General features: G+C 44.0%; 13 protein-coding genes and 1 tRNA gene. 6 read left to right on the top strand and 8 right to left on the bottom strand.

The annotated features are described in order from the left end of the window. Nucleotides 1–97 precede the first annotated feature (97 nt). Nucleotides 98–4597: an LCCL domain-containing protein gene (locus tag AC04MN_RS12770; RefSeq protein ID WP_475383587.1), complete on the top strand. Its 4500-nt coding sequence runs from the start codon at nucleotides 98–100 to the stop codon at nucleotides 4595–4597. Nucleotides 4598–4674: 77 nt separating this feature from the next. On the opposite strand, the gene AC04MN_RS12765 is transcribed toward AC04MN_RS12770, so the two are convergent. From AC04MN_RS12765 to AC04MN_RS12755, 3 genes are all read right to left on the bottom strand, one after another. Further along, nucleotides 4675–5145 carry a hypothetical protein gene (locus AC04MN_RS12765; protein WP_475383586.1) on the bottom strand — a complete coding sequence of 157 codons (471 nt, stop codon included), beginning with the start codon at nucleotides 5143–5145 and terminating at the stop codon, nucleotides 4675–4677. A 230-nt stretch (nucleotides 5146–5375) separates the two neighbouring features. Further along, on the bottom strand, nucleotides 5376–6212 hold the full coding sequence (locus AC04MN_RS12760; RefSeq protein ID WP_475383585.1) for a TIGR02147 family protein: 837 nt from the start codon (nucleotides 6210–6212) through the stop codon (nucleotides 5376–5378). 134 nt (nucleotides 6213–6346) lie between these two features. After that, nucleotides 6347–6437 (bottom strand) — tRNA-Leu (locus AC04MN_RS12755). Nucleotides 6438–6490: 53 nt separating this feature from the next. Between AC04MN_RS12755 and AC04MN_RS12750 the strand changes: the two genes are divergently transcribed. Genes AC04MN_RS12750 through murI form a run of 3 tightly spaced genes read left to right on the top strand, consistent with a single transcriptional unit; the run spans nucleotide 6491 to nucleotide 9105 of the window. After that, complete coding sequence (locus tag AC04MN_RS12750) at nucleotides 6491–7261, top strand: hypothetical protein (RefSeq protein ID WP_475383584.1); 771 nt, start codon at nucleotides 6491–6493, stop codon at nucleotides 7259–7261. Then, nucleotides 7258–8307: a guanosine monophosphate reductase gene (locus tag AC04MN_RS12745; protein WP_475383583.1), complete on the top strand. Its 1050-nt coding sequence runs from the start codon at nucleotides 7258–7260 to the stop codon at nucleotides 8305–8307. The genes AC04MN_RS12750 and AC04MN_RS12745 overlap by 4 nt, the downstream gene beginning before the upstream one ends. Then, nucleotides 8308–9105 carry a glutamate racemase gene (murI, locus tag AC04MN_RS12740; RefSeq protein ID WP_475383582.1) on the top strand — a complete coding sequence of 266 codons (798 nt, stop codon included), beginning with the start codon at nucleotides 8308–8310 and terminating at the stop codon, nucleotides 9103–9105. Here murI and lysA read toward each other — a convergent pair. Beyond that, a complete protein-coding gene (gene lysA, locus AC04MN_RS12735) occupies nucleotides 9102–10307 on the bottom strand; it encodes a diaminopimelate decarboxylase (protein ID WP_475383581.1) in 1206 nt (401 codons plus the stop codon). The two genes, murI and lysA, sit on opposite strands and share 4 nt — an antisense overlap. Nucleotides 10308–10351: 44 nt before the next feature. Here lysA and AC04MN_RS12730 point away from each other — a divergent pair, with 44 nt between their 5' ends. Both AC04MN_RS12730 and AC04MN_RS12725 read left to right on the top strand, forming a co-directional pair. Next, nucleotides 10352–11002 carry a M14 family zinc carboxypeptidase gene (locus AC04MN_RS12730; protein ID WP_475383580.1) on the top strand — a complete coding sequence of 217 codons (651 nt, stop codon included), beginning with the start codon at nucleotides 10352–10354 and terminating at the stop codon, nucleotides 11000–11002. Nucleotides 11003–11016: 14 nt separating this feature from the next. Further along, nucleotides 11017–11838, top strand: coding sequence for a 2,3,4,5-tetrahydropyridine-2,6-dicarboxylate N-succinyltransferase (locus AC04MN_RS12725; RefSeq protein WP_475383579.1), 822 nt, complete (start codon nucleotides 11017–11019; stop codon nucleotides 11836–11838). Here AC04MN_RS12725 and AC04MN_RS12720 read toward each other — a convergent pair. From AC04MN_RS12720 to AC04MN_RS12705, 4 genes are read right to left on the bottom strand one after another with little or no spacing between them, the layout of a single operon-like run. Then, nucleotides 11835–13064 carry an FtsX-like permease family protein gene (locus AC04MN_RS12720; protein WP_475383578.1) on the bottom strand — a complete coding sequence of 410 codons (1230 nt, stop codon included), beginning with the start codon at nucleotides 13062–13064 and terminating at the stop codon, nucleotides 11835–11837. The two genes, AC04MN_RS12725 and AC04MN_RS12720, sit on opposite strands and share 4 nt — an antisense overlap. 25 nt (nucleotides 13065–13089) lie before the next feature. Then, complete coding sequence (locus tag AC04MN_RS12715; RefSeq protein WP_475383577.1) at nucleotides 13090–14049, bottom strand: MlaD family protein; 960 nt, start codon at nucleotides 14047–14049, stop codon at nucleotides 13090–13092. Next, entirely contained in the window at nucleotides 14046–14756 is a 711-nt protein-coding gene (locus tag AC04MN_RS12710; RefSeq protein WP_475383576.1) for an ATP-binding cassette domain-containing protein, read from the bottom strand. The genes AC04MN_RS12715 and AC04MN_RS12710 overlap by 4 nt, the downstream gene beginning before the upstream one ends. Then, entirely contained in the window at nucleotides 14753–15577 is an 825-nt protein-coding gene (locus AC04MN_RS12705) for an MlaE family ABC transporter permease (protein WP_475383575.1), read from the bottom strand. Before AC04MN_RS12705 ends, AC04MN_RS12710 begins: the two co-directional genes overlap by 4 nt. Nucleotides 15578–15640: the final 63 nt, after the last annotated feature.

Below are 15640 nucleotides of genomic sequence, written 5' to 3'. Positions count from 1 at the left end.
AGCCAGAAAGCCTGGACTAAAAAATTACAGCTGGGTAATATGAGATGCCCTTTATATTGAGTCGAAATTATCCGAGAAGATTTCATCGGGGATAAATATGGGTGACGTTTCAAAACGAGTTAAACCGGAACACAACAATTCCATAACAACATCGCAGATGAATGTTTTAGCAAGTGCGCTTGGGGCTCTTATCCTCTTATTTATTCCTTACAACATTCATGCAGCCTGCTCAAACCCAACGGCTAATGCCGGAGTCATTGAAAACTTCCCTGCAAGCAATACAAGTAAATATTGTGACGGCAACTCTTGGGTATCTATGCAGTATGGCGGACTCACTCCGATTGCCTCTCTCACTGATACTGACAATATTCAAACTCCCGGTGCCGTTACCGTTATCGGAAATTATGGTTACATCCTAGACTCTTCGACCTTACATGTTCTAAATCTGACAACACCAGGTGCTCCAGTTAAGATAGCATCCCTTGCTTTATCCGCCGCAGGAACCGCAATTACGGCTTCAGGAAACAATGTCTACGTCGCCGGAGCAAGCACCTTGTTTGTCATCAACGTGTCTTCGCCAGCGGCCCCGACAATTTCTGGACAGGTAACAAATTCAACCTATATATCAAGTGGCGCCTCTGATATTAAGGTCGTTGGAAACTACGCCTACATCGTTGGATCTAATACTCTTGGTATAGTTGACGTTAGCAATCCGGCAACGCCAACGGTGACAGGTTATCGCACCGATGCCACAAACATGTTCGGTCTAAAAAAAGTAGCGATCTCGGGCAACTACGCTTTTGTCACAGTCAATGCAGCGAAAATTACTGCTTTGAATATTTCAAATCCCGCCTCTCCAACCTTTGTATCCTCACTTTCCGACGCCGTGGATTTTGTTGATGCAAACGGCATCGTTACTTCGGGAAATTACGCCTATGTAGCTTACAGAAGTGGGAGCAGCGCCAACGGAGGCGTTACAATAGTTGATATTTCAAACCCAGCGGCCATGTCGAAGGTCTCGGTCTTCACCGGAAGCATCCAAGCATCCCTGATTGAAAAAAGAGGAAACTACCTCTATGTGTCCCAATACTTAAACGGCTGCGCCGTTTATACACTGGATGTAACTAATCCGACTCTACCAGTAACCCTAAGAGTCGACGACAAAGTTCCGTGCTATGGACTGACAGCAATGTCTGCGGGAACTTCGTCAACGAGAATGCTTGGCACTGCCGATGGGGTCATCTATACCTTTGACATTTCTGCGCAAAGTTTACTTTCAATGAACAGTAGCAAAACAATTTCTGATGGAGATGTCACTTACTTTAATGATATCTCAATATCGGGTAATATCGCTGCCGTCATTTCCGGAAATCATGACCTCATAACTATTGATGTCTCAAACCCATTAAGCATGGTTCCGCTAGCCCATTTTTCCGCTCGTGAATCCTACAATTTAAGCTCATCCTCCGTCGTTAACACGGGTTCTTATGCTTTTATGTCACTCACCAACTTCAGCAAACTGCGTCTGATCGATATCAGCACGCCCTCTAGTCCACAGTTTGTTGCTGACTTCTACCGAACTGAATATTGGAACATCGAAAAAATGGTAAAGTCGGGAAACTATCTGTACACGATTGGCGGCAATGGCCTGAATATTATTGATATCACGACACCAACAGCTCCGGTATTCAAAGCAAACTTCAACTCTGGACTAAGTTCGGCAAAGGGTCTCGCCGTTGTTGGAAACTATGCTTACGTATCTAGCGGAGGCAATAAAACTGTGCTCGTCATCGATATTTCAAATCCGACAACACCCTCTCTAGTTGGCAGCGTCGTTGATGCGACTTACTTACTGAACGCTCGGGATATCGCAGTTTCTGGCAACTATGCCTACGTCGCCGCCGATAACTACGTAACAGTAATCAATATTAGCACTCCTAGTGCTCCGACCATCGCCGCCAATCTGAATTCGACCAATATTGGCTCTTATGCTGGCAATCGATTGAAAATTTCAGGAAACTACCTTTACGTTAGCACGACTTGGAGTGGCAACAAAGCAGCAGTTATAGACATCAGCACTCCGACAACACCTAATGCTGTTAAATGGATGACGGTGACAAGCTCTGGAATTGAACTATCTGGAAATTATTGGTTTCACGCAAGCTCAGCCGGTGTCGTATCCTACGATATCACCACTCCCGCAACACCTGTTTTAAAACACACCGTTTCCTGGTCAGGGACGTTGCAAAGTATCGGAGGGGTTGCAGCATCAGGCAATTATATATTCGTTACATCCGGGGGCAGTAAAGCAGTCAGGGTCTTTGACATTACGAATATCTCAAATCCGACCTTGGTGGGCTCGCTAGTAGATGCAACAAGACTTTCAAGCGCCGGCCGATTTGCTTTCGATGGAAGTTATATGTATGTACTGGCGACAAACCAACTCACAATTGTAAACGCCTCGACGCCGACGTCCCCGACGATCCAGGGCTTTTTGCAGGATAGTACTAATTTGGCATCACCAGTAAGTATTGCAATCAATGGAAACTACGCCTATATCGCTGCGAGTGGACGATTTAGCGTTGTTAATATTTCTAATAAATCCGCACCAACATTCGTCGCGGGTTTAGTCAACGCCTCGCTTTCACAATGTAAAGGAATTTTCTACTCAGCAAATTATGTCTACCTCGCCTGCAATAATTTTTTCGCAATTATCGATGTATCGAATCCTTCATCACCGAGCCTTGCAAGCTCCTTAACAGATTCAAACTATTACAGCGGTGGCAATGGAATTGCTGTTTATGGAAATTATGCCTACTACAGCGCAAGTGCCACCTATGGCGGAGCCATAATTGACGTGACAGTTAAAACCAACCCGATTTGGGTTAAGGGCTACAACCCCTACTCATCCTCGGCTCAAAGCCAGGGTTTATATTTAAACGGAAGTACACTCTACTGGTCAGATTCCATCAATAGATACTTACAACAAATTGATCTTTCTGTAGATCCGCTTGGCTTTGAATTAATTTCGAAAGCCTTCTCATCTTCGCCTGGGGGTTACCCCTCTAATATGACCGTCGCAGGCAGCAAATTTGTAGGCACCGCCTACAGTTCGATCGAACTTTGGGACACCTCTCCGAAGACCTTGGCCGTCATTAAAGCTAGATCAAATATGCAAAATAAGTATTCTGGGGTAAGGGTCTCGGACATCAGTGGCAATAAACTCTATTCTATCAATTACGGTGGCGTGCTATCAGTCATCGATGTCAGCACACCAACAGCTCCGTCATTAATTGGAAGCTTCTTTCACACAGCTTTAAAAAATCCACAATCGCTTACTACAGACGGTAACTACCTGTATTTCACAGCCGAAGGAGGCTGCAGTTACTGTTTAGGAATCGTCGATGTTAGAAATCCTAGCAATATAAAACTCGCCTCCACTTCAAGTGATTTTACGAACGCTTATTATGCGACGAAATCCAAAATTATTGGAAATAATTGGTATGTAGCCACATCCGGCCGAGTTTCAATATTCAATGCTGCAAATAAATACTCGGTCTCGCTCCTTGGAAGCTTCAACACCTCAACGACCGTTGGTGGCTTTGATGTTGTGGGCAGCTACGTTTATCTTTGTGGCGGCGGAAAATTTCAAGCACTCAATGTCAGCACCCCCTCTGCCATTAGTTTAGCAGGAGAACTCAGCGACGCCGGCTTAAACAACTGCAAACAAGTGACTGTAAATGGAAACTACGCCTTAGCATCCTCAACTGACGGAGACTATCTAGTCATAGATATCAGTACTCCAACATCGCCAACTAAAACCAGTGGATTAAGAAAATATCAAGCACTTGGATTTGCCAACGCAGGAATTAAAACCAGCGGCAACTTGGCATTTATTGGTGGGTCTTCTGCTGTATCGGTCATAGATAATACAACCATAGCATCGCCAACGGTGATTGACGCAATCACAACCAATAGCACCAACTACACAATTGCAAATTCCGGAAATAATGTTTTTGTCATGAATACTAATTTTACTGTTTATAACTATATTCCGATCACAAACCTAGGAGCCTGCTCTCAGCCAGGGTCTTTATCCTACAACTCAGTTCAAAATGTTTACTCATACTGTGACGGCTCTTTCGAAAGACCGGTCGCTAACTACCCTGGAAGTGGTGGGGCTGGTTGTGCAAGTCCCACTGCGATTAACGGATCTCTAAAATACGATACGACTCTAAACAAGTATCGCTTCTGCGATGGAACTAACTGGATCAACATAACTGGAAGAGTCTCCCCGCTTGCAAATTGTGCGAATAATGCCACGGGCTCTGAAAGCATCAACCTAGCAGACGGAGAAACTTTTAGCTGTACATGCACAGCCAGTGCGGTTTCTGCTGGAACAGCTTACGGCACAACTATTTACTCTTACGACTCGTCGATATGCCGGGCCGCCCGTCACGCCGGTAAAGTTGGTAGCACTGGTGGAGAAGTAAAATATCGAATGCAAGCAGGTCAAGGAAGCTATACAGGCTCCACTCAAAATAGTGTCACGTCTAGCTCGAAAGCCAGCAGTACGCGCTCTTTTGATTTTCCTTAGATATATACTTCACCATCGAACCTATAAGAAAAACCCGACCTTTGAAGATCGGGCTTTTATGGAAAGATCTTGTCAAACTACTGAAAGAAAGACTTCTTTCTTTGAATTATATTGAAGGGAATCCACTCGCCTTGGGTTGCTTCGCTACGAACCATCACTTGTGCTCCTTTTTTAAGATCGTCTTTAGTAAGACCTTCGACGTTGATTTCGAAGTTTAAGACCGCACCACCCATGCTTTTACATGCGACCGAAAGGTTCAAAATATTTTTATTGATATTTATAGCATTTCCAACACAGTCATCTTTTGGATTCACTTCATCCATATTGCCATTTCTAAATACAATACGATCTCCCGCCGCGTTTACTTTAAACTCGACAGCATAATACGGACCTTCGATAGCAAGTTTTCCCACAATGTAGCTATCAAGAAAATCCTCTTTACTAATACTAATGCTGCCCGAACCAATCTGGCCGGTGCCCGAGGTTTTTACAGCGTGGGCTGACGACAACATGCCAAAAGCAAGGAATCCAACAATAAACTTTTTCATAAATACCTCTTCTTAAATTTTACTTGCGGGGCGCGCCTTAGCGGAGGCCGTAAGTTTTTTAAATTTGAGAAAATGACAAAGCAAGGGCAATGCCATTTACGGTCACTAAGTGATTCCAGCTATTTACAAATTTTAGCAGGCCCAAGAGTTGACTAAGAAATATGCATAATTGAAAAAAAAGAGACTATTCAATATCTTGAGAGCAAAACTGCTCTCAAGAACGCGAGCATTTATGTGAGTTCTGTCGTAACCGAAAACAGGTTCAAATTTACCTGAAAGAGGCGGCGCCCTTCAGTACCAGAATTATCGAATTTCTGAAGTTGCTCTTTGGTGAAAGCATTCAGGTTACTCAAAAAAATCTCAAATTCTTCGGGAGACAAGGCCATCAATAAACTTTTGTATCTGCGCTGATCGGGAGGCAGATTACGTGCAGCGATAGCATCCTGGAGAATCTTTTTATGGTACTCTAATAACACCTCACTGCCCAACTCCGAGGGCACTTTAAAACTATTCACGGTCGCTTTATATTTGTCCCCATAAAGCTCGGCTAAATTCAGACGTAATAACACCAACAAGCCTTTTTCGATCTCTAATGGGTCTACTTGTAGTGCTTTAGCAAGCTCTGCAACAGAGTGCGCTTTATCTCCCAGACTAAGCAAAACCTGCAATCTTGGAATTAATGGAGATCCCAAGAATTCTTCCGAGATTTCGACTTCCGTTTGATAGTAATTCCCCTTTAAAATTTGCAACAAGCGCTGCCCGTAAAGATCGCGTTCTTCTTTAGTGCGACACTTAGAGTAACGGGCTAAAACCGCAAAATGTTCTTGCTCTGGTGCCGTAAAGAAAAGTCGCTCACCTAGTTGCTTTGCTGTCGCCTCAGTCAAAGAACGCCGTCCAATAACTACTTGGCGTAAAAATGAACGATGCTGGAAACCTACCTCGTAAGCCCAGGACTCGTACGAAAATCCTTCTTCCGTGGCTTTCCGATAACCATACAGATCTTTTAAATAGTGAGATACATCAAGATAGTCTTTAAGTTGCGGTTTTTTTAAAATGTTCGTGCTCATCGGAATTATTACCGCGCAAACAAAATACAGAGTAAAGATAATATTTGAGAGCTTTTATGCTCTCAATAAAGATTTTGGACATAAAAAAACTGACCTTTTCAGTCAGCTTCGAATACTTTTTTTAATAAAAGAAGTGGTGCCCCGGGCCAGAATCGAACTGGCACGACCCGGTGAAGAGTCCCAGGATTTTAAGTCCTGTGCGTCTACCAATTTCGCCACCGGGGCACGCAGGAAACTATAGAATCATTTTTTATCAGACTTGTCACTATGTTAGAACGTTGCGCAATAAATTAAACCTTGAACAAGCCGCCTCTTTTATCGATCATCTTCAGGTGAACTTTTTTAAAAAGAATTTGACCATCTTCAAAGCCACCGCCCTACCGCTTCTGATTCTGACCACTCTCAGCAGCCTTCTAGAACAGTACACAAGCTCCCGAATTCAGCAAATACTTAGCTCGCACGATGGAATTCGCCCAATTCTTTATATCTTCATTTTATTGTCAGTCTTGATTTCCATTTTCTTTCCTTTAATCACAACAAGTATTGCAGTCCTCGGAGTTGCTCAAATTAACGGCAACATGGATGCTGAAACTTCAAAAAACGAAAAACCTTCACTAAAAATATTAACCCAAACCTGCCTTCACATTGAGCAACTCACGATTGAAACTCTTCGAAGCTGGGGCAGCATCATGACGTGGGGTCTTCTATTTTTAGTTCCCGCCTTTTTCAGATATCTGCAACTGCTTTTCGTTCCCTTCGTCGTACTACTTAGCAAGCCCTATTCTGTAGGGAAGATCGACGCCCTTCAAGAGTCGAAAAAAATTCTGAAAGATCGCTACATGGTCGTTTTCGGAATCCTGTTCATTTTTCATTTATTCCTACCGCTAATCACAACTGTCCTCTTTGACCAGTACGCGGATCTGACCAAAACACCCGTTGCCGCGGTTCTTTTAAATATTTTAGAAACTTATTTGATTATTTTATCCATTCAAATTCTATATAACGTATTCGTGAATCACCCGTCACAGCACAAGGAGACTCCGCTATGAGCCTGATGTTTTCATGGAAAGATATTAAAAACCGTCACAAAGGTCTTACCTTTGACGACGTTCTGATAATCCCGTCTCGATCGGATATGAGATCAAGACGCGATCCTTCTTTGACTTCACATATTACAAAAAAAGTGAAGCTCGAAACCCCAATCGTCAGTGCCAACATGGACACTATTACCGAATACGATATGGCACTAGCCATGCATCAACTAGGCGGCCTGGGTATACTTCATCGCTTTATTAGCATTGAAGAACAAGCATCCCAAGCCCGTAAACTTAAAGAGGCTGGTCTTAAACACATTTCAGCATCTGTCGGCGTCGGTGAAGAGTTCAAAGACCGCGCAACTGCACTGATAAAAGCGGGCGTTGATATCATCACTATTGATATCGCTCACGGACATTCGGTGCAAATGATGGAAACCATGAAATGGCTAAAAGACCATCATCCTGAAGTGGAAATTATCGCTGGTAATCTAGCGACTCCAGAAGCCGCAGAAGATTTGATTGAGGCTGGCGCTGATGCTATCAAAGTTGGAATTGGCCCGGGCTCAATGTGCACAACCCGAATCATCACAGGTTGCGGAGTGCCGCAGCTTACAGCCATCGCACTTTGTGCTGAAGTGGCAAAAGCTCGTGGGGTACCTCTGATTGCAGATGGTGGAATTCGTACATCAGGCGACATGGTAAAAGCTTTTGCAGCTGGCGCTTCGGCGATTATGTTAGGCTCAATGCTCTCGGGCACTATCGAGACTCCCGGAGAAATCAAAAACGGTAAAAAACAATATCGCGGAATGGCCTCTCGGGCGGCTCAGGATTCTTGGCGAGGTGGCGTACCAACTGGAATGGCCCCTGAAGGTGAATCGACACAGGTTAGCGTCAAAGGGCACGTTAAAGACGTTATCATGGAAGTCAGCGGAGGCATCCGTTCAGGAATGACTTACGTCAATGCCCAAACCATTTCTGAAATTTGCGAGAAAGCGCGCTTTATGGAAATGTCTCCAAACGGAATTTCTGAGTCGCGTGCGCATGGAGTAAAAATCTAAATGGATAATAGAAAGATCGGTGTTTTCGATTCTGGTATCGGCGGAATGACTGTGCTCGCAGAACTGCTTCACAGTTTTCCAAACGAAAGCTTTGTCTATCTTGGAGATACGGCTCGCCTTCCTTATGGCTCCAAATCTCCGCAGACGATTCGTAAGTACTCGGAACAAAACATCGATTTTTTATTAAAACAAGACGTGAAAGCGGTGGTCATAGCCTGCAACACCGCTTCGGCTCAATTTCGTGAATCTGAATGGAATGGCATACCTGTTTATAATGTGATCGAGCCTGGCGCTCGTGCGGCCCTTGAGGCGTCGGAATCAAAGACAATTGGGGTTTTAGGAACCCGTGCTACGATCAATTCAAAAGCTTATACACAAGAGATATTACGCTTAGAACCCCATGCAAAAGTTTACGATATTGCCTGCCCACTTTTCGTGCCCTTAGCGGAAGAAGGCTGGGATAATGATCCAGTCACAAACCTTATCGTGTATCGTTATGTAAGCCAACTACTGCCCTACAACATCGATACTTTAATCTTAGGTTGCACTCATTATCCTCTTCTAAAAAACTCTATCGCTCGAACTACAGGGCAGGCCATTTCATTGGTCGACTCGGGACAGGCTTTAGCAAAAATAATGAAAACAGATTTTGAGAAACAAAGACTTCAAGCCCGCATTGACCCCGAAAAACGCAGCATAGAAGTTATCACCACAGATTTTTCCGAGCAGTTTATGGAACTGGCTCAGAAAATCATGGCGCCAGAAAAGGCTCACCACTTTAGAGTGGTGAATCTTTAAATCACAACTTCCCTAGGCAGATCTTGCAAATTGTAAGTGCTAGCCATCGAGGCGCCGTAGGCACCTGCATCTTGAATAACAACAAAATCATCTTGATCGACTTTATCAATGTTTCGCTCTTTACCGATAAAGTCGGCTGATTCACAAATGGGCCCGACTATATCAACCTTCATTTTTTCATCGGAAGACCGAAGAGCCAAAACTTCATGATGAGACTCATACAAGGCCGGTCGAATCAAATGATTCATACCAGAATCAATGACTAAAAAATTTTTATATGAGGTTTTTTTAATATACTGAACCTGAGAAATTAAAACCCCAGCATGGGCCACCAACCATCGCCCCGGCTCACTTTGAAGATCCGCAACAACATCGCTCAACTCTTCAAAAATAACTGCCGAATACTGATCCAGTAGATCTTGCTCTGATTGCAAATCCTGTTGCTGGTAATGAATACCAAGACCGCCACCAAAATCAAATCGACATACAGAATTAAAGTGGGACTGCAGCTGAAGATAGACTATTTTTAATTTCCTTAAAGCCTCGCGCAAGCCTTCAAATTCGAGCATCTGACTTCCAAGATGTAAGGAAATCCCCACTAACCGAACATGCTTTTGGTGATTTTTAAAAAACTGAATCAGCTCGGGTAAAAGTGACATCTCGATACCAAACTTATTATCACGCAAGCCAGTTGCAATATACGGATGGGTTTTAATATCGACATCGGGATTTAAGCGCAATGAAACCTGAGCCACCACTCCTGATGATTCTGCCAACTCGGAAATTCGTTGTAACTCGGGATAGGACTCCACATTGATTTGATAAATTCCTAGCCGCAATGCCTCTGAGATCTCGTATTTTGTTTTACCAACTCCGCTGTAGACAATATCCCCGGCCTCAAAGCCCGCGGCCAAGGCCCTTTTAATCTCGCCCAAGCTTACAACATCAGCCCCCGCCCCTAATCCCTTCAAGAGCTTAAGAATTTCAAGGTGAGGATTGGCCTTCATCGCATAAAATATGCGCACGCCCGATAAGGCCTTCTGCATTTGCTCAAATCTGCTTTTAATGAAATCCAAATCATAAACATATAAAGGCCCTTGCCATTGGCGCACCAGCTCTGAAAGCTTCTTTTTTTTGGGCCCTAGCACCAGTTCTTGATTTTCGTAGAATAGAAAGCGAGAAATAGAGTTGTCCTTTTGCATTTTTAAAGTCTGGCAACCTTCACTGCCAGGGTCAACGAGGAAGCATGAAAACAAGTATTTTTGGATATAGCGCTTTAGGCCAACCCATCTTCGCACATCATTTCAACAACAATGGCCCCGAAGTCCTTATTTTGGGAGGCATCCACGGAGACGAAATCGAAGGTGTCACTGCGGCCCGTGCGATCCTTGCAAGCCTATTAGAATCCTGCCCTTACAAACTGAATTTAACTATCGTGACAGAAGCCAACCCCGACGGTGTACTTTTAAAAACAAGGGGCAATGGCCACGGCGTTGACCTTAACAGAAATATGCCAACAAAAGATTGGAGCCCGGAAGTTAAAACGCCTCGCTATCATCCAGGGCCTTCAGCAGGAAGTGAACCCGAGAACCAAGCACTGATGAAATTTATCGACAGCAAAAAGCCCGTCTGCATAATCTCACTTCATAGCTGGCACCCCGTTTTGAACGTGAACGGAGACTGCCGCAAAGTCGCCGAAGTGTTATCGAAGTGGACTGGCTACAAAATTGATGATGACATCGGCTACCCAACTCCTGGCTGCCTTGGAACATGGGCGGGACTCGAGCGCCAGAGCCCTACGCTTACATATGAAATTGAACGAGGTCAGGACATTGCAAGTATCATCAAAATTCACGTCCCGGCTGTTCTTGAAGCACTTAAAGTTTTAGAAAAATAAATACGAGGATAAAAATGAAAGAAGATTTATTAAAGGTTTGGGATGATATTTCATCTGGAAAAAAAATTGACGAGCTTAATAATCACGAGCTTCGACAAATTCATGAAACAATAAGCAAACTTGATCAGGGCGAACTCAGAGTTGCCGAAAAAATTGATGGTCAATGGGTTGTAAATGAGTGGATTAAAAAAGCGATCCTTCTTTACTTTAGAATTATGAAAATGGAGGTCATGCAAGCCGGTGATTTCCAATTTTATGATAAAATCCCTGTAAAAAAATGGGAAGAAGAGCACGGCGTTCGCGCTGTTCCCTTGGCTGTCGTTCGCAAAGGGGCCTTTGTTAACAAAGGCGCGATCTTAATGCCAAGCTACGTGAATATTGGTGCTTATGTTGATTCAGGCACCATGGTCGACACCTGGGCAACCGTTGGTTCATGCGCCCAAATTGGCAAGAACGTTCATCTATCTGGTGGAGTCGGTATCGGTGGCGTACTAGAGCCTGTCCAAGCCAGCCCAGTGATTATCGAAGACAATTGCTTTGTTGGCAGTCGCTGTATTGTGGTTGAAGGCGCGCATATTGAAGAAGGAGCTGTGCTTGGCGCGGGTGTGACAATAACATCGTCAACAAAGATCATCGATGTAACGGGCCCGACTCCGGTTGAATACAAAGGACGTGTTCCGAAAAACTCTGTCGTTATCCCTGGAACCTTAAACAAAAAATATCCAGCCGGAGACTATGGAGTTCCTTGCGCATTGATCATCGGACAGCGTAAAGCAAGCACTGACTTAAAAACATCCTTAACTGATGCACTTCGTGATTTCGGAGTTTCAGTTTAGTTTTTAATACGAAGAGCCTCCGCTGGGCGGATGGCTCGGGCGATGAGGGCGGGAATCCAAGAACCCGCCCAACTCATTAAGGCCCCTACGAACAAGACCAAGAGTACTAACCAAAAATCCACTTTTGCTGGAATTTCGTTATCGTAGTAGATATCTGGAAGTATCTTTAAAGGATTGGCTTGAATGTATAAACTAAGCCCCGTCCCAACTAAAACTCCCAGAACAACACCTAACATCGACAATGTAAATCCAATGCCCGCAAAAAGTCGGACCGCCGCACGCCCAGACATTCCTACCGTCTTTAAAATTGCGATATCTCGCTTTTTTTGCGAGATCAACAAAAACAGCACCGTTAAAACCCCACTTCCAGCAATCAAGCCGGCCAAGGATAGAAACAAACCAATCGTGAAACGCTCCATCTTTAAGGCAAAGAAAATACTTTTATTGCGCTCGCCCCACGTTTCGATTTTGACACCATCAAAGCTTGCAAGCTCTAACTTTTTTTGATCCGCATCTTGAGCCTTAGGAAGCCAAACTTCCACCCCTCGGCGCACCGTCTCTGACAGACGAGAAATGGGAGAATCTAAACGATAATACAAAGCCTGAGCATCTAAATCAGGAATATTCGTCGAGATAATGGCTTTCACCGTGACCTTTTCCATACGAGGTGATTCGCCTGCAGGCAACAGCAGCGCTTCAGGTGAAACAAGAGTCAGCGAGTCTCCCTCGAAGACACCTAAAGATCTTGCTAAGTCGACTCCGAGCAAAACTTCATTGGCCTCGGGAAGCTCGATATTATCAACAAATTCACTGTTTTTATTTTTTGAATTCATCTGTTTAAGCTCGGACAAAAAATAGCGAAAGCTCTCAGTAGTCACACCCCGCGCCATGGCCCCGCGAAACTGTCCATCATAAGAGCGAACGATCAAATCCTGATTTTCAAATAAATGCAGTCGATTGTGCGAGTCCTCTTGCAGACGCTGAACCACGGGCTGGCTCATAATCAATCGAGACTCTTGCACGCCTGCGATCTCGATATTCAAGTGAGGCTCTAATAACATAATTCGTTTTGCAATCGAGCCACTCATTCCATTCATCACAAATAAAACAACTAAGAAAGAGGTCACACTTAAGAAAATGGAAATCACGGACAGAAAAGCAATACGGCGGACCAAGGAGCCCGCTCTATTTGAAAATATAAGCTTAAAGAAAAACTGCCAAAGCATGACCTAATCATGCCTTGGAATAGACTTACTTGCCAAGCTCTTGGCTTGCTGGGAGGCGGCGTGCCTCTTCTTCCCGTACCTCTTGCGCATTGGACTTCATTAAGAAGGACTTTTGCATGGCCTTTAGAACCACCACCGTCTCGTCTAAAGCCTCAACCAAACGATGAGATGTTTTCGGAAGGTCAGGCTCGATGGATTTCATTGCCGGACCAAGTGCCTTCGTCATTGTCGCTAAATTCTGCGTCATAACAGCCAAATCTTTAGCCATCTCGGGATTGGCAGCATTGAGCTCTGGCAAAATTCGATTAATTTCAGCCGTCGTCACTGCCAGATTCTGTAAAACAATTGGCAAACTGTCGTCTTTATTCACCTGCTTTGAAAGCTTCGTCACTTCAAAACTCATGGTATTTAAGTTTTTAAGTAAAGGATCCAGTCGGTCAAAAATCCGAACAATAGATTCAGCCCTTCCTTTGTCTTTAAAGGCCGTCAAAAGAACTTCGATATTCTCTAAAAGCCCACCAACTTTAGAAAAATACTGGTTCATCTTTTTACCAGAAATAATACTCATCAAATCCAAGGCTTCATTCGAACGAACACTGGCATGCTGAGCTAGAGGCGGCATTGTCTCGCTGCCCACACTTAAATCCAAAATCCGTTCGCCGATGATGAATGGCCGAATCAGCTGAGCCGTCGAATCTTCGCGCACCCGATTTTGAAACTTGCCAATCACATAAAATTTTACTTGGATTCTGTTGTCAGCCAAAAGCTCGACATCTTCAACTGCACCTGCCCGCAAACCAGCCATCTGCACAACAGTCCCCTGATGGACACCATCTGCATTCTCGAAGGTCGTCGAATAATAGGTTTTGGTTTCGAACCAACCTTGTTTGATAGCAACTCCAATTGCTGCTGCCGCTGCACCCACAATAGCCGTCAGTACAAAAAGCCCAGCGACTCGTTCAAACTTATTGAACTTTGTTATCATAGATGAACCACTTTCTTTTCGTGATCTACCGCTTGTAAATAAAGATTGCCTTCGTCAACATGAATAATGTTGTAGTCAAAAAGGCTCATAAATTTTTCATCAAAAGATGAAACAAAAATATGCTGAAAAACACCTTCTTTACGATGCTTGTGAATATAGTCTACAAATGAATACATACTGTCGATTCCCAAGCCAACGCTAGGATCGTCTAGTAACAACATCTGGGGTCTGGTAATTAACGAACGAGCTATCACGGCAATCTTTCGCACTCGCCCCGGCACATGCGCTGGTCGCTCTTTGGCATATTTCAAAATATCAAAGGTAGATAAAAGTTCTTCTGCGCGAGCCTTTGCTTCTTCGGGATCTGCGAGTTTATGGTATAAAAGAGGCAAAGTCAGATTGTCGATCAAAGATCGGTTGCTAATCAATCCACCGTAATCGAACGAATATCCGATTTGCAACCGATAAGGTAAGAACTCTTCAAACGACATATTCACTACATCTTCGCCATTGATCAGATATTTTCCAGATTGTGGAATCTGTAAACCAGCCAAAATTTGTAACAGAGAGCTCTTACCAGTTCCCTCTTCGCCTTTAATCCAAGTCACTTGGTTCGTTGGAAAGTCAAAATCAAGATTTTTAAAGACCTGTTCTCCGCCCTCAAAGGCAAAACTCACTCCTTCAAATTTGATCGTTTCAAACTTCATAATACCCCCAAGGATTTAAGTTTGTTCAAATAAAACAAACCGGTCACAATCATATTAAAAACAACAACATAAATAATCGAGTCCACGACGGCCTGAGTAGTCACCTGAGGCACTTCGTGAGGACTCTTTTTGACTTGAAGACCCTGATAACAACAGACCACGACAATGATCATCCCGCTAAAGGCGTTCTTCAGAAAAAACATCAAGAAGTCTTCTTTATCTAAAGCCCTTGCAATCGAGTCCATATAAAAGGCAAAGGGCATATCCTGAAAAAATCGCGTGACGGCATAGCCGCCTAAAATCGCGATAGCATCAAAATAAAAAGCCAAACAAAGAACTGAAATCAAGCCACCTATGACTCGGGGAAAAACGATAAAGCTAAGTGGATTGATACCAATACTTTCAAGCGCCTCGATCTCGCGGTTCGCCCGCATATTTCCGACTTCACTGGCAACCGCTGTCCCCGAGCGGGCTATCACCACGAGGGCGACCAACAATGGCCCCGCCTCGCGAATGACCATCACAACCATGAAGCTACCGATCATCTGCATTCCACCCAGCAAAGCTAAATTCGACAGAGCTTGCAAAATTAAAATCGCCCCAACGCCTAAAGAAAGCACGGTGATCAATGGAAGAGCCTGAAATCCAGTAAAGTAAATTTGTGCTGAAATCACCGAGACAATTTGGCGAAAACCTTGCGCTTGATCTAAGATCGTGGCCCGTAAAGAAAGATAGACCATCAAAAGAATTCGGAATGTATACTCCAAATTCTTCGTCACAAGACGGCCTAGATTGTCGATTCTATTTAGAATGGACTGCAAAGATGACTCCTTCTTCGAGTCTTCTCTTCGGCTATATTTTGTTAAAAATGGACAAGACCAAGG

The organism is Bdellovibrio sp. ZFWA1, assembly GCF_056175665.1.
Note: the sequence above shows the minus strand (reverse complement) of the source record. Positions and strands in the feature narration are given on the sequence as shown.

What these genes read in the sequence shown, in the direction of transcription:
- AC04MN_RS12770 (WP_475383587.1), top strand. Translation starts at nt 98, where the DNA reads ATGGGTGACGTTTCAAAACGAGTTAAACCGGAACACAACAATTCCATA.
- AC04MN_RS12765 (WP_475383586.1), bottom strand. Translation starts at nt 5,145, where the DNA reads ATGAAAAAGTTTATTGTTGGATTCCTTGCTTTTGGCATGTTGTCGTCA.
- AC04MN_RS12760 (WP_475383585.1), bottom strand. Translation starts at nt 6,212, where the DNA reads ATGAGCACGAACATTTTAAAAAAACCGCAACTTAAAGACTATCTTGAT.
- AC04MN_RS12745 (WP_475383583.1), top strand. Translation starts at nt 7,258, where the DNA reads ATGAGCCTGATGTTTTCATGGAAAGATATTAAAAACCGTCACAAAGGT.
- murI (WP_475383582.1), top strand. Translation starts at nt 8,308, where the DNA reads ATGGATAATAGAAAGATCGGTGTTTTCGATTCTGGTATCGGCGGAATG.
- lysA (WP_475383581.1), bottom strand. Translation starts at nt 10,307, where the DNA reads ATGCAAAAGGACAACTCTATTTCTCGCTTTCTATTCTACGAAAATCAA.
- AC04MN_RS12730 (WP_475383580.1), top strand. Translation starts at nt 10,352, where the DNA reads ATGAAAACAAGTATTTTTGGATATAGCGCTTTAGGCCAACCCATCTTC.
- AC04MN_RS12725 (WP_475383579.1), top strand. Translation starts at nt 11,017, where the DNA reads ATGAAAGAAGATTTATTAAAGGTTTGGGATGATATTTCATCTGGAAAA.
- AC04MN_RS12720 (WP_475383578.1), bottom strand. Translation starts at nt 13,064, where the DNA reads ATGCTTTGGCAGTTTTTCTTTAAGCTTATATTTTCAAATAGAGCGGGC.
- AC04MN_RS12715 (WP_475383577.1), bottom strand. Translation starts at nt 14,049, where the DNA reads ATGATAACAAAGTTCAATAAGTTTGAACGAGTCGCTGGGCTTTTTGTA.
- AC04MN_RS12710 (WP_475383576.1), bottom strand. Translation starts at nt 14,756, where the DNA reads ATGAAGTTTGAAACGATCAAATTTGAAGGAGTGAGTTTTGCCTTTGAG.